This is a genomic window from Xanthomonas sp. WHRI 10204, assembly GCF_040202875.1.
Taxonomy (GTDB): domain Bacteria; phylum Pseudomonadota; class Gammaproteobacteria; order Xanthomonadales; family Xanthomonadaceae; genus Xanthomonas.
The window spans coordinates 1,340,393-1,363,337 of the sequence record NZ_JBEGDW010000002.1; the positions used below are offsets into that span (position 1 = coordinate 1,340,393).

Annotated in this window: 17 protein-coding genes; 7 read left to right on the plus strand and 10 right to left on the minus strand. The window is 64.4% G+C overall.

What is annotated here, in order from left to right:
• The first annotated feature begins 244 nt into the window (after positions 1-244).
• Together xerD and ABQZ00_RS16690 are read left to right on the plus strand one after the other, a co-directional pair.
• Positions 245-1,216 carry a site-specific tyrosine recombinase XerD gene (gene xerD / locus ABQZ00_RS16685; protein WP_323538724.1) on the plus strand — a complete coding sequence of 324 codons (972 nt, stop codon included), beginning with the start codon at positions 245-247 and terminating at the stop codon, positions 1,214-1,216.
• A 386-nt stretch (positions 1,217-1,602) separates the two neighbouring features.
• Entirely contained in the window at positions 1,603-2,067 is a 465-nt protein-coding gene (locus ABQZ00_RS16690; protein WP_323538723.1) for an RDD family protein, read from the plus strand.
• Between the two features lie 90 nt (positions 2,068-2,157).
• Here ABQZ00_RS16690 and ABQZ00_RS16695 read toward each other — a convergent pair whose 3' ends face one another.
• The 3 genes from ABQZ00_RS16695 to lptF are packed head-to-tail and all read right to left on the minus strand — an operon-like array spanning position 2,158 to position 4,645.
• Positions 2,158-2,463: a hypothetical protein gene (locus ABQZ00_RS16695; RefSeq protein ID WP_311238944.1), complete on the minus strand. Its 306-nt coding sequence runs from the start codon at positions 2,461-2,463 to the stop codon at positions 2,158-2,160.
• Positions 2,460-3,566: an LPS export ABC transporter permease LptG gene (gene lptG, locus ABQZ00_RS16700; RefSeq protein ID WP_115561269.1), complete on the minus strand. Its 1,107-nt coding sequence runs from the start codon at positions 3,564-3,566 to the stop codon at positions 2,460-2,462. Before lptG ends, ABQZ00_RS16695 begins: the two co-directional genes overlap by 4 nt.
• Positions 3,563-4,645: an LPS export ABC transporter permease LptF gene (gene lptF, locus ABQZ00_RS16705; RefSeq protein ID WP_323538722.1), complete on the minus strand. Its 1,083-nt coding sequence runs from the start codon at positions 4,643-4,645 to the stop codon at positions 3,563-3,565. The genes lptG and lptF overlap by 4 nt, the downstream gene beginning before the upstream one ends.
• 107 nt (positions 4,646-4,752) lie before the next feature.
• Between lptF and ABQZ00_RS16710 the strand changes: the two genes are divergently transcribed.
• The 5 genes from ABQZ00_RS16710 to ABQZ00_RS16730 all read left to right on the plus strand — a co-directional run bounded on the left by ABQZ00_RS16710 (position 4,753) and on the right by ABQZ00_RS16730 (position 11,666).
• The gene (locus tag ABQZ00_RS16710; RefSeq protein WP_323538721.1) at positions 4,753-6,225 is read left to right on the plus strand and encodes a leucyl aminopeptidase; all 1,473 of its coding nucleotides are present in this window, start codon (positions 4,753-4,755) and stop codon (positions 6,223-6,225) included.
• Entirely contained in the window at positions 6,225-6,587 is a 363-nt protein-coding gene (locus tag ABQZ00_RS16715) for a hypothetical protein (protein WP_115527059.1), read from the plus strand. Before ABQZ00_RS16710 ends, ABQZ00_RS16715 begins: the two co-directional genes overlap by 1 nt.
• Positions 6,588-6,594: 7 nt before the next feature.
• The gene (locus ABQZ00_RS16720) at positions 6,595-7,020 is read left to right on the plus strand and encodes a DNA polymerase III subunit chi (RefSeq protein WP_005995970.1); all 426 of its coding nucleotides are present in this window, start codon (positions 6,595-6,597) and stop codon (positions 7,018-7,020) included.
• 108 nt (positions 7,021-7,128) lie between these two features.
• The gene (locus ABQZ00_RS16725; protein WP_323538720.1) at positions 7,129-9,969 is read left to right on the plus strand and encodes a valine--tRNA ligase; all 2,841 of its coding nucleotides are present in this window, start codon (positions 7,129-7,131) and stop codon (positions 9,967-9,969) included.
• A 431-nt stretch (positions 9,970-10,400) separates the two neighbouring features.
• Entirely contained in the window at positions 10,401-11,666 is a 1,266-nt protein-coding gene (locus ABQZ00_RS16730; RefSeq protein ID WP_323538719.1) for a multifunctional CCA addition/repair protein, read from the plus strand.
• A gap of 425 nt (positions 11,667-12,091) precedes the next feature.
• Here ABQZ00_RS16730 and ABQZ00_RS16735 read toward each other — a convergent pair whose 3' ends face one another.
• The 7 genes from ABQZ00_RS16735 to ABQZ00_RS16765 all read right to left on the minus strand — a co-directional run bounded on the left by ABQZ00_RS16735 (position 12,092) and on the right by ABQZ00_RS16765 (position 22,598).
• Positions 12,092-14,668 carry a TonB-dependent receptor gene (locus ABQZ00_RS16735; RefSeq protein WP_323538718.1) on the minus strand — a complete coding sequence of 859 codons (2,577 nt, stop codon included), beginning with the start codon at positions 14,666-14,668 and terminating at the stop codon, positions 12,092-12,094.
• Positions 14,669-15,571: 903 nt separating this feature from the next.
• Positions 15,572-16,540, minus strand: coding sequence for a S41 family peptidase (locus ABQZ00_RS16740; protein WP_323538717.1), 969 nt, complete (start codon positions 16,538-16,540; stop codon positions 15,572-15,574).
• 717 nt (positions 16,541-17,257) lie between these two features.
• Positions 17,258-18,412: an N-acetylglucosamine-6-phosphate deacetylase gene (nagA, locus tag ABQZ00_RS16745; RefSeq protein WP_323538716.1), complete on the minus strand. Its 1,155-nt coding sequence runs from the start codon at positions 18,410-18,412 to the stop codon at positions 17,258-17,260.
• A 2-nt stretch (positions 18,413-18,414) separates the two neighbouring features.
• Entirely contained in the window at positions 18,415-19,443 is a 1,029-nt protein-coding gene (locus ABQZ00_RS16750; RefSeq protein ID WP_115527054.1) for an SIS domain-containing protein, read from the minus strand.
• Positions 19,444-19,449: 6 nt separating this feature from the next.
• Positions 19,450-20,517 carry a LacI family DNA-binding transcriptional regulator gene (locus ABQZ00_RS16755; protein ID WP_055851407.1) on the minus strand — a complete coding sequence of 356 codons (1,068 nt, stop codon included), beginning with the start codon at positions 20,515-20,517 and terminating at the stop codon, positions 19,450-19,452.
• A gap of 40 nt (positions 20,518-20,557) precedes the next feature.
• Entirely contained in the window at positions 20,558-21,832 is a 1,275-nt protein-coding gene (locus ABQZ00_RS16760) for a sugar MFS transporter (protein ID WP_055850720.1), read from the minus strand.
• A gap of 43 nt (positions 21,833-21,875) precedes the next feature.
• Positions 21,876-22,598 (minus strand): GntR family transcriptional regulator, encoded by a 723-nt coding sequence (locus ABQZ00_RS16765; protein WP_181113212.1) that lies wholly within the window; start codon positions 22,596-22,598, stop codon positions 21,876-21,878.
• Positions 22,599-22,945: the final 347 nt, after the last annotated feature.

Genomic DNA, 22,945 nt, shown 5'->3' on the forward strand with positions numbered 1-22,945 from the left:
CGTCGCGCCCGGGTGCGCTCCTACGTATGTGATCCGGGCGTGCCTTTGAGTGTATTCCTGCGTGTGGTTTGCCACAATCCGTGAGCTGGCCGCCACGCTGGCGAGCAACATCAGGCGCGGCATGCGACTGCCCTTGAGGGCGCCAAACCCTTGCGCGCGATACGGCAAGGCAGGCGCTGGCGATAGGTGGCCGATCACAACCGTGGCGCATCGCAATATGCGCGACACGCTCTATGCTGTGGCGATGTCAGCCAGCAGTCCCGCCGAACGTCGCCAACTCACCCAACAGCTGCCGCCGCTGCAGGCGGCCGATGCCGCCGCCATCGAGCGCTTTCTGGATCGCTTGTGGGCCGAGCAAGGTGTGGCGCGGCAGACGCTGGACAGTTACCGGCGCGATCTGGAAGGCTTGGCACGCTGGCGCGATGGTGCCGGCGGCGGCTTGCTGGGTATCGATCGTTCGGTGTTGTTCGATTACCTGCGCTGGCGGACCGAGGCCAGATATTCGCCGCGTAGCAATGCCCGGCTGTTGTCGACCTTGCGCGCCTTCTACGGCCTGTGCCTGCGCGATGGCGTGCGCAGCGATGACCCCACCGCCCTGCTGGATCCACCCCGATTGCCGCGCTCGCTGCCCAAGGCGCTGACCGAAACCCAGATCGAGGCCTTGCTGGCGGCGCCGGATATCCAGACACCGCTTGGCCTGCGCGACCGCGCCATGCTCGAATTGATGTACGCCGCCGGGCTGCGTGTCAGCGAGTTGGTAAATCTGCCAGCGGTGGGCGTCAATCTGCGCCAGGGCGTGCTGCGCGTGACCGGCAAGGGCAGCAAGGAACGCCTGGTGCCGCTGGGCGAAGAGTCGCAGCATTGGCTGGAGCGCTATCTGCACGAGGCGCGCCCGCTGCTGGCCGATCACAAGGCCGTGGCGGCGGTGGACGGCCAGGTGCCGCTGTTCATCGATGCAGCACGCCAGCCGCCCAGCCGTCAGCACTTCTGGGCCTTGGTCAAACGCTATGCGGCGGTGGCCGGCATCGACCCGGCAACGGTCAGCCCGCACGGCCTGCGGCACAGTTTTGCGACCCACCTGCTCAACCACGGTGCAGACCTGCGCGCGTTGCAGATGCTGCTGGGCCACAGCTCGCTGTCGACCACCCAGATCTACACGCTGGTGGCAAGGCAGCACCTGCAGAAGCTGCACGCCACGCATCACCCGCGCGGTTAGCGAACGTTGCCGGCAGACCCATCGCTCGCGCGCTCACGCTCCATCCATCCGCACACATCACACACGTAGGAGCGCACCTGGGCGCGACGCCGTAGCCGAGAAACCCGCCGCACCCAAGAGCGCCCCGAAACGCAGGCGCGACGTGGTAACGCGAGACGTGCCAATCCGCACATCCATTGCCGAAGAACCTCCACCGCACCGGCAACAGCATCAAAGCCAACTCCAAACCCCGGCTGCAACCGCTCTGCCGTCACCACAGCCAGCATCGGCCGCCGCGTGTTCGATACGCCGTGCTGCTGGACATCAAGATGCCGCGACTGGATGGGCTAGACAGTGTTACTGCAGCGCGGCGTTGCTGGATCGCTGGCGCCAGCTATGCTCGCGCCATGACGTCGATCGCCGCATCCGATTCCCCACGGCCAGCCGCCTTGTTGCACTGGCGGCTGCTGTCCATGTGCTACGACGCCTGGCCGGTGCTGGCGCTGTGGATGCTGATTTCCGCCGGCTTTACGTTGGGCTTCACCCTGGCCGGGCATCCCGCACGCGAAAACATCGCACCGTTCAGTGCCTGGCAGTGGCTGCTCTGGCTGTGCTGCTGGGCCGCCGCTGGCGGGTACGCCACGGTGAGCTGGCGCCGCGGCGGCCAGACCCTGGGCATGCGTCCTTGGCGGCTACGCTTGCAAGGAACACAACAACCTACCTGGCGTCAGGTCTGGATCCGCTATGCGGTGGGCACGCTATCGCTGGCCCTGGGCGGACTCGGATTCTGGTGGGCATGGGTAGATCGCGATCGTTTGACCTGGCATGACCGCGCAAGTGGTACGCGGCTGGAGCGCCGACCAGCGCGCTGATGCTAGTTCCTGAGTTGGAAATCGATGCTGACCGATCCAACTTCGTTCTGGCCAACGCTCTGGTCATTGGACAGGATTTAACGGCAAAACCTATCGAGTAATCGCATCCCGCCAAAGGATCAGCTTGAGCGCAGCCCGCTCGGCCTGCGCTTCGGAACCGGGCAGACCCAGCTGCTCATCGGCAATGTCGATCAAGGTTTTGCCGATCAGCACATGATCGGCGCCTTGCCACAGCAAGGTACAGATGCCGAGCACATAACCGTCGTACTCATCACGTGCTTCCACAACCCCTGCGATGCCGATCGGATCCCACAGGTAATGCAGCACCTCGCTGACCACGCGTTGAAGCTCCAATTGCTCCAAGCCTGACATAAGAGCCACTTCGGGCCCGGTCAACTACTGCGCCGCCGGAACAACCACGCCGACACGCCCAGCATCACCATCGGGGGCAGTGCGTAGGCGATTCGGTAATCCAGCTTTAGCGCGCCCGCCATACGGCCGAAGAACAACTGCAGCAGCCAGAAGCCGAGGGCGAACAAGATGCCCAAAAACAGGCGCTTGCCCAAGCCGCCGCTGCGCAGCGAACCAAACGAGAACGGAATCGCCGCCATGCACAACGCCAACACGTTGAGCGGGTAGAACCAGCGGCTCCAGTACTGATCTTCGTAATCGCGCGCGTCCAGTCCGTTGCGGCGACGGTATTCGATGCTCTGCTCCAGCTCGTGCGCCGAGAGATTGCGCGGCTTGGCCAATCCGGCCGCCAGCGCCGCAGGGCTCAGTTGCGATTGCCATGGCAGCTCGGGGAAGGTTTCGCGCTGCACCGAACGTTCCTGGAAGGTATCGCGACGCACCTGGCGCAAAGTCCAACGGCCATCGCGGTGCTCGGCCACGGAGGCGTAGGTCAGCTGCTGCAGCCTGCCGTTGGCATCCAGGTGATACAGCCGCACATCGTGCAGATCGAGCGCGGTGCCGCCGCCGTCGAGCAGCTTTTCTTCGCCGCTGAGCGCGTTGAGGAAGGTGTCGCCTTCGCGTGCCCACAGGCCCGAATAGCGCGAGGACGCCATGCTGTTGTTGTAGCGGGCACTGGCCTTGAGGCTGTCGGCCTGGTTCTGCGCCCATGGCCCGACGGTTTCGCCGCTGATCACCATGCTGGCGGTCAACAGCGCCATCGCTGCCACCACCGAGGCGGACATGCGCTTGCGCGACACGCCCAGCGCGCGCAAGGCGGTCAATTCGGATGTGGCCGCCAGCTGGCCCAGGCCCATCAGCGCGCCAATCACCGCAGCGGTGGGGAACAAGGTGTAAGCGCGACGCGGCACGGTGTAGGCCACAAAGGCCACCGCGTGCCCGAAGCTGTAGCTGCCTTGGCCGATGTTCTTGGCCTCGCTGGCGAAGGCATTGACCAGGTCCAGACCCAGCAGCACCGCCCAGGTCAGCAGCACGGTGAACAACACCACGCGACCGACGTACCAATCATGGACCCGCGGGGTCAGCCTCATGCGTTCGCCCTCGGCCGACGCACGCGGCCATCGCGTGCATACGCCCAGACCGCCACCGCCAGCAGCGGCAGCGTCAACCACCACAAGCCCAGCGCAGCCGGGGTCTTGCCGTTGGCGATCCACTGGGTGCCGACGATCATCAGATTGGTGCCAACCATGTAGGCCAGGAACGCCAGCATGATCCGGCCGTAGCGCTGCTGGCGTGGCGCGCTGCGCGACAGCGGCAGGGTCAGCAGCGCGAAGGCCAGCGCCAGCAAGGGCGGCGCCAGGCGCTCGTGCAACTGCGCACGTGCAGCCGGACGCTCATCGGACAGCAGCTGCGTGGTCCACATCACTTCCGGGTCGTTGGCGTCGTGGGTCCGGGTGCGATCGGGCAAGGCCACGTCATTGCTGGCGAACTTCATCAAGCGGTAGTCCAGGGTGTCGCCGGCGGCCGGGCCTTCGATGCGATAGCCGTCCTCCAGACGCAGGTAACGGTCGGTCTTGCCTTCGAAGAACATCGCGCCGCGCTGGGCAGTGACCACATCGATGCGGTCGTCCCTCTGGCGCTGCATGAACACCTTGCCCAGGCCCTTGCCATCGGCGGAGATGGTGGTCAGGTAGACCACGCCACCGCCGGACAGCGGGGTGAACTTGCCCGACTCCAGGCCGGCCATCAGCACGCTGCGATTGGCGTCTTCCAGCATGGTTTCGGCGGTGCGGCTGGCCCACGGGCCCAGCCACAGCGAGCACAGCCCGATGATGATCACCACCGGCACCACCAGCATCAGCATCGGCCGCAACATGCGCCTGGGGCCGACGCCAATGGCGGTAATGACGGCCATTTCTGAATCGCGGTACAGCCGCGCCAGCGCCAATAACAGGCCCAGCATCAGCGCCAGCGGCAGGATGATCGGCAGATAGGCCACGAATTGCAGGCCCACCTGAGACAGCAGCAAGCGCGCTGGGATGCGGCCATCGGCGATATTGCCGAGGATATCCACCAGCACACCGCCGACGCTGACGACCAGCAGCACGATCAAGGTGGCCAGGAAGCTCTGGGTGAAATCGCTAAGCAGATATCGATCGAGCTTCGGCATAGGGTGGGCTTGTTTTAAACTCTCGGATTCGTTCGCGGCGCCGCCAGCCTAATCAGGTTGGCGTAAACAGTCCGCGATTGTACGGATTTGCCTACGGAATCTGATCAATGGCCCTGCAATTCACCCTGAACCAAGACGCGCCGGCAAGCGCCGCCGTCGACTGCATCGTGGTTGGCGTGTTCGCCGACAAGACCCTGTCGCCCGCCGCGCAGGCGCTGGACAGCGCCAGCCAGGGCCGCCTGACGGCCCTGGTGGCACGCGGCGACGTGGTTGCCAAGACCGGCAGCACCACCCTGGTCCACGACCTGCCCGGCGTGACCGCCCCGCGCGTGTTGGTGGTCGGGCTGGGCGAGACCGCCAAGTTCGGCGTGGCGCCCTACCTCAAGGCCATCGGCGATGCGACCCGCGCGCTGAAGACCGGCGCCGTCGGCACCGCCCTGCTCACCCTCACCGAACTGCCGGTCAAGGCCCGCGATGCCGCATGGAATATCCGCCAGGCAGTCATCGTCAGCGACCATGCGGCGTATCGCTACACCGCCACGCTGGGCAAGAAGAAGGTCGACGAGACTGGCCTGACCACGCTTGCGATCGCCGGCGACGACGCCCGCGCGCTGGCGGTGGGCATTGCGACCGCCGAGGGCGTGGAGTTCGCCCGCGAGCTGGGTAATCTGCCGCCCAACTACTGCACCCCGGCCTACCTGGCCGACACCGCGGCCGCATTTGCCGGCAAGTACGCCGGTGCCGAAGCCGAGATCCTGGACGAGGCGCAGATGGAGTCGCTGGGCATGGGCTCGCTGCTGTCGGTGGCACGCGGCTCGGCCAACCGCCCGCGCCTGATCGTGCTGAAGTGGAATGGCGGCGGCGACGCGCGGCCGTATGTGCTGGTCGGCAAGGGCATCACCTTCGATACCGGCGGCGTCAATCTCAAGACGCAGGGCGGCATCGAGGAAATGAAGTACGACATGTGCGGTGGCGCCAACGTCATCGGCACCTTCGTGGCCACGGTCAAGGCCGAGCTGCCGATCAATCTGGTGGTGGTGGTGCCGGCGGTGGAAAACGCCATCGACGGCAATGCCTATCGTCCGTCGGACGTGATCACCAGCATGTCCGGCAAGACCATCGAAGTGGGCAATACCGATGCCGAAGGCCGTCTGATCCTGTGCGACGCGCTGACCTACGCCGAGCGCTTCAATCCCGAAGCGCTGGTGGACGTGGCCACGCTGACCGGCGCCTGCATGGTGGCCCTGGGCCACCAGACCGCCGGCCTGATGAGCAAGCACGACGACCTGGCCAACGAACTGCTGGCCGCCGGCGAGCATGTGTTCGACCGCGCCTGGCGCCTGCCCTTGTGGGACGAATACCAGGGCCTGCTGGATTCCACCTTTGCCGACGTCTACAACATCGGCGGTCGCTGGGGCGGCGCGATCACCGCGGGCTGCTTCCTGTCGCGCTTCACCGAAAACCAGCGCTGGGCGCATCTGGACATCGCCGGCGTGGCCAGCGACGAAGGCAAGCGCGGCATGGCCACCGGTCGCCCGGTCGGTCTGTTGACGCAGTGGTTGCTGGATCGCGCGGCCTGATGTCGCCGCGCGCCGCGCTGGCCCTGATCGCCGGGTTCACCCTGGCGGACGGGGCCACCTGCGCGCTGCCCGGCTGGACCGGCACTGGCAGCGATCTGCTGCGGTTTGCGCTATTGCTGGCGCTGATCTTTGTCTGGCTGGCGGCCGACAGCCGCCGGCAGGGCTTTCACCGCCCGATGTGGATCAACATCGGGATGGTGCTGGCCTGGCTGGTGTTCATCCCCATCTATCTGTATCGCTCGCGGCCGGTGGGCAGGCGCCTGCGCGCAATGGGCGGCTTCGTGCTGGCGATACTGGCCTCCGGCCTGCTGTTCATGCTCGGCGTGTTTATCGCTGAATCCGTTTTCCCTTACGTTTCGTGACCTTCCCATGCCCCGTGCCGATTTCTACCTGATCGCCAAACCGCGCTTCCTCGACGAACCGCTGCGGCTGGTCTGCGAGCTGGCGCGCAAGGCCAACGACGCTAACCTATCCACGCTGATCCTGGCGCGCGATGCCGCGCAAGCCGAGGCGCTGGATGACCTGTTGTGGGCGTTCGACGACGAAGCCTATGTGCCGCACCAGATCGCCGGCACCGATGAGGAAGACGAACTGGCGCCGGTGCTGATCGCCACGCCGGAGTTCGCCGCGCCCTCGCGCCCGCTGGTGATCAACCTGCGCGACGACCCGTACCTGGGCGCCTGCGACCGCGTGCTGGAAGTGGTGCCCGCCGACCCCGCCGCCCGCGAACCGCTGCGCGAACGCTGGAAACAGTACAAGGCCCTGGGCCTGGAACTGACCAAATACGATATGTGAATCGGGAATGGGGAATCGAGAATCGCACGTCGACTACCCCGTAGACCTTCACCTTTCAGCGCACCCGCTTTCCCTATTCCCTATTCCCGACTCTCCATTCCCTGCCTTATGACCACCCTCGCCTCCAGCTACGAACCCTCTTCCTTCGAATCGCGCCTGTACGCGCAGTGGGAGGCGGCCGGCTACTTCGTGCCGTCCGGCAAGGGCGAGCCGTACACCGTGTTGCTGCCGCCGCCCAATGTCACCGGCACGCTGCACATGGGCCACGCGTTTCAGCAGACGCTGATGGATGCGCTGGTGCGCTATCACCGCATGCGCGGCTTCGACACGCTGTGGCAGGTGGGCACCGACCACGCCGGCATCGCGACCGAGATGGTGGTGTCGCGCAATCTGGCGCTGGAAGGCAACGGCGAAACGCGCGACTCGCTCGGGCGTGACGGCTTCATCGCCAAGGTGTGGGAATGGAAGGCCGAATCCGGCGACATCATCGAGCGCCAGATGCGTCGCCTGGGCACCTCCAGCGATTGGTCGCGCAGCACCTTCACCATGGACCCGCAACCGTCGGCAGCGGTCAACGAAGCCTTCGTGCGCTGGTACGAGCAGGGCCTGATCTATCGCGGCCAGCGGCTGGTCAACTGGGACCCGGTGCTGAAGACCGCCATCTCCGACCTGGAAGTGGAAAACGTCGAAGAAGACGGTTTTTTGTGGTCGATTCGCTACCCGCTGGCCGATGGCGTGACCTACGAACACGTCGAGCACGACGCCGACGGCAATGAGACCCTGCGCGAAACCCGCGATTACCTGGTGGTGGCCACCACGCGCCCGGAAACCATGCTGGGCGACACCGCGGCGATGGTGCACCCGGACGATGCGCGCTACGCAACACTGCACAACGCGCGCATCGTGCTGCCGCTGACCGGCCGGCAAGTGCCGGTGATCACCGACGATTATGTCGATCGCGCCTTCGGTACCGGCGTGGTCAAGGTCACGCCTGCGCATGATTTCAACGATTACCAGGTCGGTGTGCGCCACGACTTGCCGTTGATCAATCTGTTCACCGTCACCGCCACCATCAACGACAACGCACCGGAGCGCTACCGCGGCCTGGATCGCTACGACGCACGCAAGCTGGTGTTGTCGGAGCTGGAAGAGTTGGGCCTGTTGGTCGAAACCAAGCCGCACAAACTGCAGGTACCCCGCGGCGACCGCACCGGTCAGGTGATCGAGCCGTATCTCACCGACCAGTGGTTTGTGAAGATGGACGCGCTGGCCAAGCGCGGCCTGGAGCTGGTCGAAAGCGGCCAGATCAAATTCGTGCCGCCGAACTGGATCAACACCTATCGCCATTGGATGGAGAACATCCAGGATTGGTGCATCAGCCGTCAGCTGTGGTGGGGACATCGCATTCCCGCGTGGTTCGACGACGCAGGCAAGTGCTATGTCGGCCACGACGAAGCCGAGGTGCGTGCGAAACACGGCCTGGGCGCAGAGATCGCGTTGCATCAGGACAGCGATGTGCTGGAAACCTGGTTCTCCTCGCAGCTGTGGCCATTCTCCACGCTGGGCTGGCCGGATGCCGATGCGATGGCCGAGCGCGGTTTCGAGCGCTATCTGCCCTCCAGCGTGCTGGTCACCGGTTTCGACATCATCTTCTTCTGGGTGGCGCGCATGATCATGGCCACCGACAGCTTCACCGGGCAGGTGCCGTTCCGCGATGTCTACATTACCGGCCTGATCCGCGATGCGCAGGGCCAGAAGATGTCCAAGTCCAAGGGCAATGTGCTCGACCCGCTGGACATCATCGACGGCATCAGCATCGAGGACCTGGTCGCCAAGCGCACCAGCGGGCTGATGCAACCGCGGATGGCCGAGAAGATCGAAAAAGCCACGCGTCGCGAATTCCCGGACGGCATCATCGCCCACGGTGCGGACGCGCTGCGCTTCACCATCGCCGCACTCGCTACCCACGGCCGCGACATCAAGTTCGACCTGGGCCGCGCCGAGGGTTACAAGAATTTCTGCAACAAGCTGTGGAACGCCACGCGCTTTGTCCTGATGAACACCGAAGGCGCGCGCTTTGCCGGTGTGCCGCAACCGCGTACCGAAGCGGAGAAGTGGATTCTGGCGCGGCTAGACAAGGTCACTGCGGAAACGCATGCACATTACGCCAACTACCGCTTCGACCTGCTGACGCAGTCGCTGTACGAATTCGCGTGGAATGCGTTCTGCGATTGGTTCGTCGAGCTGGCAAAGCCTGCGCTCAACGGTGCCGTGCAGGACAACGACGCTGCCGCCAGCACGCGCCACACCCTGCTGTACGTGCTCGAATCGCTGCTGCGCCTGCTGCACCCGCTCACCCCGTTCGTCACCGAAGAGCTGTGGCAACAGGTCGCTCCGCGCCTGGGCATCACCACCGCGACGATCTCCCTGCAGACGTTCCCGCAAGTCGGCGACGTGGACACCAGCAGCTACGCCAGCGCAGACGCCGATGTCGAATGGTTGAAGTCGATGGTGTCGGCTTTGCGGCGCGTACGCAGCGAGTTGAACGTGCCGCCCTCAAAGCAGGTGCAGCTGCTGCTGCAGGCCGGCACCGCCGACGACCGCACGCGCGTATCGCGCTTCGCATCGCAGCTGGCGTTCTTGCTCAAGCTCGAAGCCATCGACTGGCTGGACGCCGGCCAGGACACCCCGCCGGCCGCTGCTGCCATCGTGGGCGAACTGACCCTGCTGGTGCCGCTGGAAGGCCTGGTCGACATGGAGGCCGAGCGCATCCGTCTGGACAAGGAGATCAAGCGCGTGGAAAGCGAGATCGGCAAGTGCAACGGCAAACTTGGCAATGCCACCTTCGTGCAGAACGCACCGGCGGCGGTCGTCGAGCAAGAGCGTGCGCGCTTGAACGATTGGACTGTGCAATTGACGGGTCTGCGGGAGCAACGCGCCAAGATCTGACACAGCGGAACGTCTAGATGCGCTGCAGCTGCAAGGTCACGCGCCGTGCAAACGGCGATTCGACAGCAGCACCTAGCCGGGCGCGGCGCGTATCGCTCAGATCGATGGAATCATGCACTGCTTCAATGGTGCACACCGACCAGCGTGACGGGTCCTTGCCCGCTCACTGTCGCGGGACCTTTGGCGGCATGGATGCCGCCAAAGAGCTTACATGGACGTACTTGCAGCGTGTCCCGCGATGGTGGGCGGGCAAGGGCCCTGCAGCGAACCCACAGACCAGACGCCTTGTGCATCATCCATCTGCAGCAATCGCTTGCAAACGCCAGGAACTACGTAACGTCACCCTGCCTGGTGCCACACGCAAGCAGACTCCCCCAAGGAATCGCCGCAAGTTGTTTCGACGCAAGCACCGCATCGGGCATCATGGAGCGATGAAGATCTATCTCGTTGGCGGCGCAGTCCGCGATGCCTTGCTTGGCCAACCCGCCGGCGACCGCGACTGGGTGGTGGTTGGCGCCGACCAGGCGCAGATGCAAGCGCAGGGGTTCAAACCGGTGGGCAAGGACTTCCCGGTATTTCTGCATCCGCGCAGCGGCGAGGAATATGCATTGGCCCGCACCGAGCGCAAATCCGGGCGTGGCTACCGCGGGTTCGTGGTGGATGCCGATCCGTCGGTGACGCTGGAAGAAGACCTGCTGCGCCGCGACTTCACCATCAACGCGATGGCGCGCGACGAAGACACTGGCACATTGGTCGACCCGTACGGCGGTGCCCGCGATCTGCAAGCGCGCGTGCTGCGCCACGTAGGCCCGGCCTTTGTCGAAGACCCCGTGCGCGTCTTGCGCGCAGCGCGCTTCATGGCACGGCTGGCACCACTGGGGTTCAGCATCGCACCGGAGACTGCCGCACTGATGCGCGAGATGGCCGCCAGCGGCGAGCTGGACAGCCTGGTGCCCGAACGCGTGTGGCAGGAACTGCGTCGTGCGCTGACGTGCGCACAGCCCTCTGCGTTTTTGCGCACGTTGCACGACACCGATGCGCTGCGCGTCATCCTGCCGGAAATCGATGCGCTGTATGGCGTCCCTCAACGTGCCGAATTTCATCCGGAAGTGGATACCGGCATCCATCAGGAAATGGTCAGCGACATGGCTGCGCGGCTGGCACCTGGCGATGCACTGATCGGCTTTGCCGCGTTGACCCACGACCTGGGCAAGGCGCTGACACCGCCGGACGAATGGCCGCGCCATGTGATGCACGAACAGCGCGGCGTTGCGCCGCTGCAGGCGCTGTGCGAACGGCTCAAGGTGCCGCAAGACTATCGCCAGCTCGCCGTCACCGCCTGCCGCGAGCACCTCAACGTGCATCGTCTGGCGGAACTGCGCGACCGCACGCTGCACGAGCTGCTGGTGCGCTGTGATGCATTTCGTCGGCCGGAACGTATCGCGCAACTGGCGCTGGTCTGCGAGGCCGACAAGCGCGGCAGGCTGGGCAGCGAAGACGCCGCATACCCGCAAGGCGCCGAACTCCAACGTCTGCATGCCGCCGCCCTGGCGATCAACGCACGCGACCTGGCCGCGGAAGGCTTGCAGGGACCGCAGATCGGCGAGGCCCTGACGAAGGCACGCATCGCGGCGATTGCGAACGCACGCAACCGCGACAAGCACAGCGGCAGCGAAGAGTCTTCAGCACGCTCTTGATAAGCAGTTCTAGCGTGCAACGCGACATCCATGCCACTCAAGGGCACTGGCATGCAGCTGTGGCATCGCAGCAGTGCGTCCACACGTGGCCATCTCTATCGAGCAAGATTGTGCGCGGTGTCGTTTGCGTTGCTGCGCTGCCCGTCGTCACCGACCTACACGTCATAGATACCCGAGCGTGCCGAATCATGGTGCCCTGACCGCTAAAAGCAACGGACCGCTCTGGAACGGCGGACATCCTGTAGCAAGCGGTCGTCAGCTGGAAGGCGCGGCGGAAGCGTAAGCCACGACGCGAACATGCCAACTCCGAGCACCAACCGGGCCAATCTGGCGGCCGCACTGTCGCTTGCTGCCCAGCCTTAGCCGTCGTCGACCAAAGCCTTCCCTTCAGCGAGCGGCTGCATCGCGCAGCCGCTCGGCATCCATTACATCTTGAAATTCAGACTCAGCATGAAGGAGCGGCCGTTTTTGTAGATGTAGTACGGCTGGTTCTTGTTGCCGATGTAGCTGAAGTAGGTTTCGTCCAGCAGGTTGGTGGCTTCCAGCGCCACGCGCAGCCGCTCGGTGGCCTGGTAGCCGAACGAGGCATCCACCTGGGTAAACGCATCGGTCATCTGCTGACCGTTGAGGCGACCGATCTGGGTGAAGTACTCCGAGCGCCAGCCCAGATTGACGCGTGCACTCCACTTGCCCTGCTCGTAGTACGGGCTGATGTTGTAGGCGTTGCGCGAGTTGTACGGCAGGCTGTAGTCGCCGTCAGTGTTGGAATCGGAGTACGTGTAGTTAGCGACTACGCCGAAACCGTTGCCGAAGTTATGCTGCAAATTGAGCGCAACGCCTTGCACCTTGGCGTCGCCGGCGTTGGTCGGCACCGAGGTCTGATACGTACCCGACCCACCGGTGGCGTTATTGAAGAACACGCGGTCCTGCACCGTGGTCAGGATGTAGTTGGAGATATCGCGCGAGAAGAACTCGCCGCTGAGCAAGCTGCTGTCGGAGAAATACCACTCCACCGACGCACCGAGATTGGTCGACTCGTAAGGACTCAACCCGGGGTTGCCGGTGGACGCGGTCAACGTGGTGTCGTCGGTGGCAACGTACGGCGTCATGTTGGTGTAGCGCGGCCGCGCGATGACCTTGGAGGCGGCAAAGCGCAGCATCAAATCATCGCGCAGGTCGTAGGCGATATTGAAGGCCGGCAACCACTTGCCGTAACTGCTGAGAAAATTTACCGGTGTGTAGCTGCCACCTGGTGCATAGCTGAAGCCATCGGTGGAGTCGCGCGTGTGCACGTAGCGCACGCCGATGTTGCCGCGATAGCGCTCGCCGGAGAAGTTGCCCTGCAGGAACCATGCACGGTTCTGCTCTTCGATGCTGTAGTTGCCGGCGTAGCTGATGGGCAGGCCGTCATCGCCTTCCAGCCCACCGATGTAGCGGCCGATGGCGCCGCGATTGATGGTGGACCAGCGTTGCATGTCGGCGCTGGTCGATAGTCCGTCCAGATAACCGGAGGGTGTGGTACCCGGCGAGAAATCCGCCAGCGTACTGCCATCGTTCGGGGCCCAGGTGCGGCTGTAGGACGACTGCCCGGTAGCGTGATTGGTGAGCTTGATGCCGGTCATGATCTGCGTGAACGGCCCCCACTCCACCGCATGGTCGAAGTCCAGCTGCAGGTAACGCTCTTTATCGTACTGCGGGCTATGGCTGGCCGAGGCGTTATTGAGCTGCATCGCCGCTGCGTTGGTGGGGTCGGTGCTGTAGTCCATCGCGGTGCGGCGCCCGTCGATGTTGTAGCTGTAGCCGGCAAGATTGCGGAACTGGATGCCGTAAATACGCTCGGCACCGCCTTGCGAGCTGGTGTAGCCAACCTGGCTCGATGCATTCCAGCCATCGCCATGCCAATCGGCACGCAAGTGGATGCTGCCGGTGGTGACGTCGCTGTTGCGCAAATAACCGTCCAGGAACGTGGTGGACTGGTCGCCGAACGTGCCCGAGGTGGCCACGCCGTTCTCGAAGCCCAATGCCTGCGCGTCACCAGGATTGGAACCCCAATAGCCGTAACGGCTTTGGTTGTAGTTGTCGAAACTTTCCTTGACGTACAGGCCGGTCAGGTTGAGCTCGAAGTCGGCGTCCGGCTTCCACTGCAGCGCTGCACTGATGCCATCGCGTTTGCGCGTCTGCTGAAACAACGCAGTGTTGATCGAGGTGGGGAACACGCCGGTGTTGTTGCCAACCACTGCAGGCGGAAACGCCGCGCCGGCCACGTTGTCGTAACCGAAGATTTCCACACCATCGCGGCGCAGCACGCGCTGGGAATGCATCACCGAGGTGAGCACACCCAGGGTTTCGTCCTGGTTCTTCCAGCTGTACAGCGCCGATGCGTTGGGCTTGCCTTCCTCGGACCGGTCGTTGTAGCCGTAGCTCACCGTGCCGGTCAGCGTATTGCGCTCCAGATCCAGCGGTTTGCGCGTATGCACGATCACCGTGCCGCCAATGGACCCTTCATCGATGCGCGCTTCCGGCGTCTTGTAGACCTCCATCAGCCCCACAACTTCTGGCGCCAGCGTGCTGTAGTTGAACGAGCGGCTGTCCGGGTCGTTGGGGTCGCCGCCCCAACTGGTCGACGCAATGGTCTGGCCATTGAGCAGCACGCGATTGAGTGCCGGGTCGGTACCGAGGATGCTGACCTTTTCGCCTTCGCCGAACTGGCGGTCCACGGTGATGCCAGACAACCGCGACAGCGACTCGGCGACGTTGGTGTCCGGGAACTTGCCGATATCTTCGGCGCTGATCGCATCGACGATCGCATCGGCATTGCGCTTGACGTTGAGCGCCTTGCCCAGGCTGGCCTGGTAGCCCACCACTTTTATTTCGTCCAGGGTGGAGACCGAAGGATTGGTTGGCGCCTGTTCTTGCGATGGCGGAGCGACGGGCTGTTGTTGTGCGGGCGCAGGTTCGGATTGTTGCTGCGCGAAAGCGGGAAGCGCCAGTACACCGCTCATTGCGGCGCCACCAATCAGCAAACCGCGCACCGCCGCGCTCAATCGCGCGCGTTGCGGCCAATGCCTGGCTGCAGCAGCACTCAAGGAAGCACTACGTGACTGTGCTGAATTGGCTTCAACAGCTTTCAAAAAACGCGAGTTGGAAGGGGCCTGCGACGCTGCGCAGAGATGATGGCGCACGTCGATTGACTGCGCGGCGGGTTGGCTTGTTGCGGAAACAGACAACGGGAACAGACAGGGAAACAGCATTACATTGACCTCGTGGCGGATACGTCAGGTCGCAACCGATGGGTTGCACTAAAGCGCGCTGCGCGCGCCATGCTGCGGTCCGTCCCCTGTGCCGGATCGCGAGCGGCGATCCGCGCGGCTCGATACAGCGCACGGATCGAAAGGCCAGGCCGATGCACGGCTGGCCACAGTGATGTGATCGAGTGAAACAGGCTCCTGTTCGCTGACAACGTTATCAGCGAAGGTGCCTTCCGCAAGTTGCACTGTCAACCCGACATCAGAATTGCCGGGTTTTGTGCGGAATGCGCTATTTCTGCTGCCGATAATGGAATGACAGCGTGATCGCTATCGCAGTCTGGGCAGCAACCGATGCAGACCAATGCGCCCGCGAGCCGACGCTAAAAGGCTGCGCAACGAAATGATGCAATGCAGAGTGCTGCGTTGGTGCAGTTGAACTAAGCGCATCGTTACTGATGCAACGCACGTGATCTCTGCTCGCGCGCAGTCACGGTGTTGCGCGATGGGAAGAGCGATCTCTGCGACATGACGACACGCCCACTCCAATACGGCATCTGCTTCGTTAGCCGCACTATGGCCAGAAGGTGCCATCCCAGCCCGCACGCCATACTTCGTATAGAGCATAGCAACGCGATCAAAAACGACGCGTTGCGTGTCTCACTCAAGCTCTACGCATCGTTGGGTGCGCAACCACTGCGCCGCCGCGTCGATGGCATCGTCCTGCAGCGCAAGCACGACATCCGGATGCAGTGCGCCGTCCAGTTGCCGTGCATTGCGGTCTTGCGTGGCACTGCTGGCAATGGCAAGCACGCCACCACCGGGCAGATCGACCGCGCGATTGCTGGTGGTCTGCCCCGCACTCGGCTGGCCGAAACTGCGCGTTGCCGGGCGGCCACGCATCGCGATGGCGACCATCTCGCCCGAGCTTGCCGTGTGTGGCCCGATCAGGACGGCCACCGCGCGCTCGGTTTGCGACGCATGCGCACCGGCAGCTGGCCGCGCGTGCCAGGGTGTCTGCTTGCCTGCTGAGTCGACGGAATACCCGAGCAACTGGTCACCCAGCAAGGGTTGCAAGCCGTTGACCATCGGCCACATCGTGCCGCCGGTGTTCTGTCGCAGATCCACGATCCATCCGCAGCGCGCCTGCGATGCCTTGCTGTCCAGCGCGGCGGCAAGGGCGCGTTGATAGGCGCCCCTGACGTCATTGGACGAAGTCGACAAGCCGGTGACCTCGACATAGCCCACATCCGGCTGCAGCAAGCGTGCCTGCACTGCGGGTCGCTCGGCGGCGCGCGCCTCCATCTGGCGCAGCGCGGTGGGGCGTATCAGGAAGCTGTGGCCGTCAGCGAGCTCGGCGATCAGCGCGTCAATGGCGGCATACGCGTCAGCTTCGCGCATGCTTGCGGCCTGTGCGCGCAGCTGTGGCTCGCGGGTGGCCCAGTCGATCCGGGTACGCTGCAATGCGTGGTCACGGATGGCCGGGATGGCGATATCGAAAATCGCGGACGCCGATGCGGCATCAACGGTGGCTTGCGCCATCAGCCGCAAGCCGGTCACCTCGACCGCACCATCCCCTTCCAGCACCACGCCGACTGCCAATCGACTTGCTTCAGAGGGAATCTGCATCGCAATGCGACGGTGTGCCTGAGCACTGCCACTCACCCGATCAGCCTGCGAGGTTTCAAATGCCAGGACCTTGCCCCGCGCATCGACTGCGCGCATCCACAGGTTCGCACCCTGCATCGCTCGGGAGGCGTGGAGAAGGCCGTCCAGCGCCAGCGACTGACCGCGCAGCGGGACGGCATCGAGTTGCACAGCGACTGTACCAAACGCAGCCGTGCGCTTGGCGCCAGCAGTCAGACGCAGCCGTGCACCCTCGGGCGTCTGCACATCACCGTGGGCCGCATCCAGCTGATAATCCGCCCCGCCGGCGACCAGTTGCCAACTGGATGCCGCTGTAGCTGCATGCGCGACGCACAGCAAACAAACCGCCAACCACCACCGCTTCCATGCGTTTCTCATCGGCAACACCGTAGTCCCTGAGTCAGCCGCGAGTCTAGCAGCGGCCCCTTGCCCGCTCGCAACGCAGTGCCACGTCCGCATCGGCGACGATGACGCATCTGCTGCGCCGCCAAAGGCGGAGCTACAACCAGACGTTCCGGACTGGCGGCATGGAAGGGATCACCTAACTGTCACGAGAGCGACTGGTCCACGCAATGCTTGCGACAAGCATGCCGCCACAAACCTCGGCATTGCAGCCGGATACGCGACACGTCGCGGCCATCTGCGATCCCATCGACTGCACTTACCTCATAGCACGCCGCACCAAATGTGCCGACGCCCTTAGTCGCGCTGCCCGCCAACCCAGGTGCCCAGCACTTGCACGTTCGTATCCACCAGCACCAGGTCGGCCTGGTAGCCGGGTGCGATGCGTCCCAGGCGGTCGCCCAGGCCGATGCATTGCGCGGGATAGGTCGAAGCCATGCGCGCGGCTTCGGCCAGATCCACGCCCAGCCACTGCACGCTGTTGCGCACCGCGGTGGCCATGTCCAGGGCGGAGCCGGCGAGTGCGCCGTCGGCGTTGCGCACCACGCCATCCACAGCGGTGATGGTTTCGCCGTACAGATCGAAGCTGGGGCTGTCGGCGCCGACCATCGGCATGGCGTCGGTGACCAGCAACACCTTGCCACGCGGTTTGGCTGCCAGCACCACGCGCAGGCTGGCCGGGTGCACGTGCACGCCATCGACGATGACGCCGCACCACACCTGCGGGTTTTCCAATGCGGCACCGACGGCGTTGGGCTCGCGACCGGCCAGTTGCGACATGGCGTTGTAGACGTGCGTAAAGCCGCTCACTCCGGCAGCAATGCCATCGCGCGCCTGCTCGTAAGTGGCCGCAGTGTGGCCGGCGAATACGATGGCACCACCGGTCACGAACGCGCGGATGTCGTCCAGCGGCACGCGCTCGGGCGCGAGCGTGATCAGGGTGACGCCATTGTCCAGCGAGGTGTCGACGGCGATTTCATGCGCGTCCGGCAAACGAAACTTGTGCGAATCGTGGGTGCCCTTGCGCGCGGGGCTCAGGTACGGGCCTTCCAGATGGATGCCGAGCACGCCGGGCACGCCTTGTGCGATGGCCGCGCGGGTGGCGTCGATCGCTTCGGCCATCACCTGCGCGGTATCGCTGATCAGCGTCGGCAGCATGCCGGTGGTGCCGAAGCGGCGATGCGCCGCGGCAATCGTGGCCAGTGCCTGCGGGTCGCGAGCGTTGTTGAACAACACCCCGCCGCCGCCATTGACCTGGATGTCGATGAAGCCCGGCAACAAGGTGGCGCCGCCCAACTCCACGCGCGTGTGCGCCTGTGCAACGCGCACGTCGTCGGCCGGCACGACCGCCTGGATCTGAGAACCATCCAGCAGCACGACCAGGCCCTCTTGCAGGCCGTCATCGGTAAGTACGCGTGCGTTGCACAATGCCTGAGTGCGGGAAGCATCCATGTTCAAACGGTTTCCGTAACCTTGTTCAAATGCGGCGGTAAATCGGGATTGTGGCCACGCTGCAGCGCCAGCGCATTGATGGCGCGATAGAAGCTCTGCACGGTCAGCAGCGGCGCGCACGCCGGGTGCGCGGCATCGGCAAGCGGCAGATCGCCATCGGGCGCAGCCAGCCACACCTGCGCGCCACGCGCACGGAATTCTTCGGCCAGTGCACGCGTGCCGGCGCCGGTTTCGTCGGGCTGCGCGAAGACCAGCACCGGAAAGCCTGGGCCGACCAAGGCCATCGGCCCGTGTTTGACCTCGGCCGAGCTATAGGCCTCGGCATGCAGGCCGCAGGTTTCCTTGAACTTCAATGCCGCTTCCTGTGCCGCGCCCAAGCCCAGGCCGCGACCGAGCACGAACAGATTATGTGCAGGCGTCAAACCGGCGGTCAGTGCAGACCAATCGGCCTGCCAGGCGCTGCGCAGTTGTTGCGGCAACGCATCCACTGCGGCGAGCAAGGCCGGGTCGTTCTTCCACACTGCGCCCAGGTGCAGCACTGCAGCGAGCGAGGCGAGGTAGCTCTTGGTGGCGGCGACACTTTTTTCCGGGCCGGCGCCGAGCGGAATCACCACATCGGCCAGCTGCGCCAGCGGCGAATCTTCCACGTTGACCAGAGCGACCACGCGCGCACCGGCGGCCTTGGCAGCTTCGGCATTGCGCAGCAGGTCGGGGCTTTTCCCCGATTGCGAAATCACGATATACAGCGCGCCACGCAGTTGCAGCGGCGCGGCGTACACCGAGCCCACCGATGGCGATGCAGAGGCAGTGACGATGCCCAGCTGCGTCTCGAACAGGTACTTGGCATACGTCGCGGCGTGATCGGAGCTGCCGCGCGCGCAGGTCACCACAAACGGCGGCGGGTTGTCGCGCAACGACTGCGCAAGCGCAGCGATGGTGTCGGCGTTACGCGCGAACTGTGCGGCGACCACGTCGGCGGTTTGCGCCGCCTCGCGGAACATCAAGGTGTCGGTTTCCTGGGGGAGAGTCATCGGTACTCAGGCGGATTCGGGGGGAAGGGATTTGGCGGCCGGTGTCTGCGCCGGTGCAGTGGAACCGCGCACCACCAGCTGTGGCACGAAGCCGCGGTTCTGCAATTGCGCCGGCTGGTCGTCGTAGGCATCGCTGCGCAGCTGGCTGATCAACAAGCGTGCGGCGTGCCGCGCGATGTCTTCGGTGGCCTGCTTTGCGGTGGTCAACGCCGGCCAGGACTGCCGCGAGAACGGGCTGTCTTCGAAGCCGGCGATCGACAACTGATACGGCACATTCATGCCGGTGGACTTGGCCGCGGCCAGCACGCCGGCAGCGATTTCGTCGTTGCTGCCGAAGATGGCAGTGGGCGGCTCGCGCAGCGACAGCAACCGGCGCGCACCACGGAAGCCATCGTCGAAGGTGTAATCGCCAGGAATCACCAGATGCTTGTCCAGCGGGATGCCGTAGTCCTTCAACGCCGCTTCGTAGCCGGCGTAGCGCTCGCCGCTGGAGCGATGCTGCGGGCCGCCCCACAGAAAGCCGATGCGTTGATGACCGAGCTGGATCAGATGCTCGGTGATTTCATATGCGGCATCGCGGTCGTCGATATACACGCACGGGCCGTCGCCGGGATCTTCGGTGGACGCGATGATGCGCACACTCTTGATGCCGCGCGCGGCCAGGCCGGCGAGCAGTTCGGGGCGTTCGGACATCGGCGCGGTCAACACTACCCCGGCCAAACGCGAGCGCTGCACCCATTCGGCCAGTTCTTCGGCAAGCAACGGCGAAGTGGAATCGCAGGGATGGATCTGCAGGCCAAAGCCGGTTTCGCGGCAGGCGGCCAGCACGCCGTTCTGGATGCCGATGATGTGATACGGGTTGGGGTTGTCGTAGACCAGACCGATCACAAACGGCGTGCCGCTACGCAGATTGCGTGCGGACGGATCGGGTTCGTAATCGAGATCGGCGATGGCGCGCAGCACGCGCGCGCGCGTGGCCTGCATCACCGATGGCTCGTTGTTGATCACCCGCGACACGGTCTTCAACGAGACCTTGGCGCGCTCGGCGACGTCTTTGATAGTGGGCCTGCGCATGGAAGTGCCTTGTTCGTCGGAACGCATCATGCCGCGTCGCTCACTTAGCCTGGGCCGGCAGGCCCACGCGATGACCGCGCAGCGAATAAAACAGGATGTACAGATAGCACGGCACCATCAGCGCAGCGAACACGCCCTGGAAGTCGTAATGCTGCTTGAGAATGGCGAACAGCTGCGGAATGATCGCGCCGCCGGCAATGCCCATCACCAGCAGCGCCGAGCCGATCTCGGTAAAGCGGCCGAGCCCGCGAATGGCCAGCGGAAAGATCGCCGGCCACATCATGGCGTTGGCAAATCCAAGTGCGGCCACGAAGGCCACCGACACATAGCCATGGGTGAACAACGCACCCAGCGAGAACACCACACCCAGCACCGCCGAGATGCTCAGGTAACGCGCCTGCGAAATGACCGCCGGGATCAACACCAGGCCGGCGATGTAGCCCAGCAGCATCGCGCCTAGCGTGTAGGAGGTGAATAGCTTGGTGCTGTCCAGCGGCAGGTTGAAGCCATGTCCGTAGGTGCCGATGGCATCGCCGGCCATCACTTCCACGCCCACATAAACGAACAGGCACAGCACGCCCAGCCACAGATGCGGAAACTGGAAGATGCTGGATTTCTGCACGCCGGCAGCACCAGGCGTTGCGTTGGCTTCGGAGGCCTTGAGTTCCGGCAACGGCGAGAACAGCACGCCGATGGCCAGCACCAACAGCACGCCGGACATCACCAGATACGGTGCGTGGATCTTGGCGGCAAACGCAGTGAGCAAGGTTTCCTTGGTCGCGGCATCGGCGCTGGCCACTTGTGCGGACAGATCGCCGATCCCGTGCAGCACCAGCGAGCCGATCAGGATCGGCGCCAGGATGCCGGCGATCTTGTTGCAGATGCCCATTAGCGCGATGCGGCGTGCGGCGCTTTCGATCGGCCCCAAGATGCTGATGTATGGGTTGATCGCAGTCTGCAGCAGCGCCAGACCGCTACCGATCACGAACAGCCCGCCCAGTGCGCCCGGATACCAGCGCTGCGTGGCGAACTGGCCGAATGCGGCCGCGCCCACCGCCATCACCACCAGGCTCAAGGCCAGGCCTTTCTTCATGCCGGTGCGCTTGAGAATCCACGACGACGGCAGCGCCAGAAAGAAGTACGACAGGTAGAACACCATCAGCACCAGGAACGCGTTGACCTCGTTGAGGTCGAACGCCAGCCGCACGAAGGTGATCAGCGGCCCGTTGATCCAGGTAAAAAAGCCGATGATGAAAAACAGCACGCCGACGATGGCGATCGAGACAACGGGATTTGCGGGCCTGGCGGTAGTCATGGATCGGCTGGCTCTGAGGTTGTCGTAAGGAATGCCGTTAGCGTCAGCGGCGCAGTTCGGCGACGAAGTCGTAGAAGTCGTTATGGCAATAGGTATCGGTCAATTCGATTGCACTGCCGTCGCGGGTGTAGCCCACGCGCACCACGTGCAAAATCGCCTCGCCGGTTTTCATGCGCAGATGTTCGGCCAGACGCGCCGGCAGATTGATCGCGCGGAAGTACTGCAATGCCCGGACCACCGGCGTGCCCTGCGCATCCAGATAGCTGTAGAGCGAATCGCCCACCTGCTGCGGGTCGGCGACGATACGCTGCGGCAACACCGCATGCTCGTAGGCCATGACGCGGTCGTCGGCGCTGCGCAGACGCGTCAGCGAGGCCACCGCCGCATCCGGCGACAAGCCCAGCCGCAGGATTTCTTCGCCATGCGCCGGGCGCAGACGCCGCTCCAGCCAGCGCGTGCCGGGCTCATAGCCCTTGATGCGCAGCGTTTCGCTGAAACTGGTCAGACCACTGAGTTGGTGCTGGATCTGGGTGGTGACAAAGGTGCCGGCCCCTTGGCGACGCGAGACCAGGCCTTGTTCGACCAGCACATCGACCGCCTGCCGCAGGGTGACCCGCGAGATCTGCAGGCGCTCGCACAGCTGGCGCTCGGCCGGCAGCGCTTCGCCGGCCTTCCACTGACCGCCACGGATGGCATCGGTGAGCTTGCCGGCCAGCTGCAGGTACAGCGGGGTTGGCGCGGACGCGTCCAGGTGCAGGTCGTCCAGTCGCTTGTCGGCGTCCGCCTTGGCCTTGACCATCGTTAGTCCCGCCCGCCCGAATTCGATAGGTCCAATATAGTACCAATCGACGGCGACGCACCAGCCCTGTGCTGTGTCGGCGCGAGTGGACTGGTCTGGCGGGCATTGCGGTGGCCTGCCGGTGTATCTGCGGATTGGCCGATGAATGTCGGCGCAGCGAGGACTGGTCCGCATCGGACGGGGCGTCCTATCGGCAGCGGCCCTGGCAAGGCGCGGTGGCGACCGGCCGATCTGTGGCCGGGTAGATCAGACCAATTTCGTCGGTGCCGAGGTCGGCAGCCGACCAGTTCCGTTGCGCAGGTCGAAGCATTGGG

Coding starts and splice junctions, on each gene's coding strand:
- xerD (WP_323538724.1), top strand. CDS start 245: ATGTCAGCCAGCAGTCCCGCCGAACGTCGCCAACTCACCCAACAGCTG.
- ABQZ00_RS16690 (WP_323538723.1), top strand. CDS start 1,603: ATGACGTCGATCGCCGCATCCGATTCCCCACGGCCAGCCGCCTTGTTG.
- lptG (WP_115561269.1), bottom strand. CDS start 3,566: ATGAGGCTGACCCCGCGGGTCCATGATTGGTACGTCGGTCGCGTGGTG.
- lptF (WP_323538722.1), bottom strand. CDS start 4,645: ATGCCGAAGCTCGATCGATATCTGCTTAGCGATTTCACCCAGAGCTTC.
- ABQZ00_RS16710 (WP_323538721.1), top strand. CDS start 4,753: ATGGCCCTGCAATTCACCCTGAACCAAGACGCGCCGGCAAGCGCCGCC.
- ABQZ00_RS16715 (WP_115527059.1), top strand. CDS start 6,225: ATGTCGCCGCGCGCCGCGCTGGCCCTGATCGCCGGGTTCACCCTGGCG.
- ABQZ00_RS16720 (WP_005995970.1), top strand. CDS start 6,595: ATGCCCCGTGCCGATTTCTACCTGATCGCCAAACCGCGCTTCCTCGAC.
- ABQZ00_RS16725 (WP_323538720.1), top strand. CDS start 7,129: ATGACCACCCTCGCCTCCAGCTACGAACCCTCTTCCTTCGAATCGCGC.
- ABQZ00_RS16730 (WP_323538719.1), top strand. CDS start 10,401: ATGAAGATCTATCTCGTTGGCGGCGCAGTCCGCGATGCCTTGCTTGGC.
- ABQZ00_RS16735 (WP_323538718.1), bottom strand. CDS start 14,668: ATGAGCGGTGTACTGGCGCTTCCCGCTTTCGCGCAGCAACAATCCGAA.
- ABQZ00_RS16740 (WP_323538717.1), bottom strand. CDS start 16,540: ATGCAGATTCCCTCTGAAGCAAGTCGATTGGCAGTCGGCGTGGTGCTG.
- nagA (WP_323538716.1), bottom strand. CDS start 18,412: ATGGATGCTTCCCGCACTCAGGCATTGTGCAACGCACGCGTACTTACC.
- ABQZ00_RS16750 (WP_115527054.1), bottom strand. CDS start 19,443: ATGACTCTCCCCCAGGAAACCGACACCTTGATGTTCCGCGAGGCGGCG.
- ABQZ00_RS16755 (WP_055851407.1), bottom strand. CDS start 20,517: ATGCGCAGGCCCACTATCAAAGACGTCGCCGAGCGCGCCAAGGTCTCG.
- ABQZ00_RS16760 (WP_055850720.1), bottom strand. CDS start 21,832: ATGACTACCGCCAGGCCCGCAAATCCCGTTGTCTCGATCGCCATCGTC.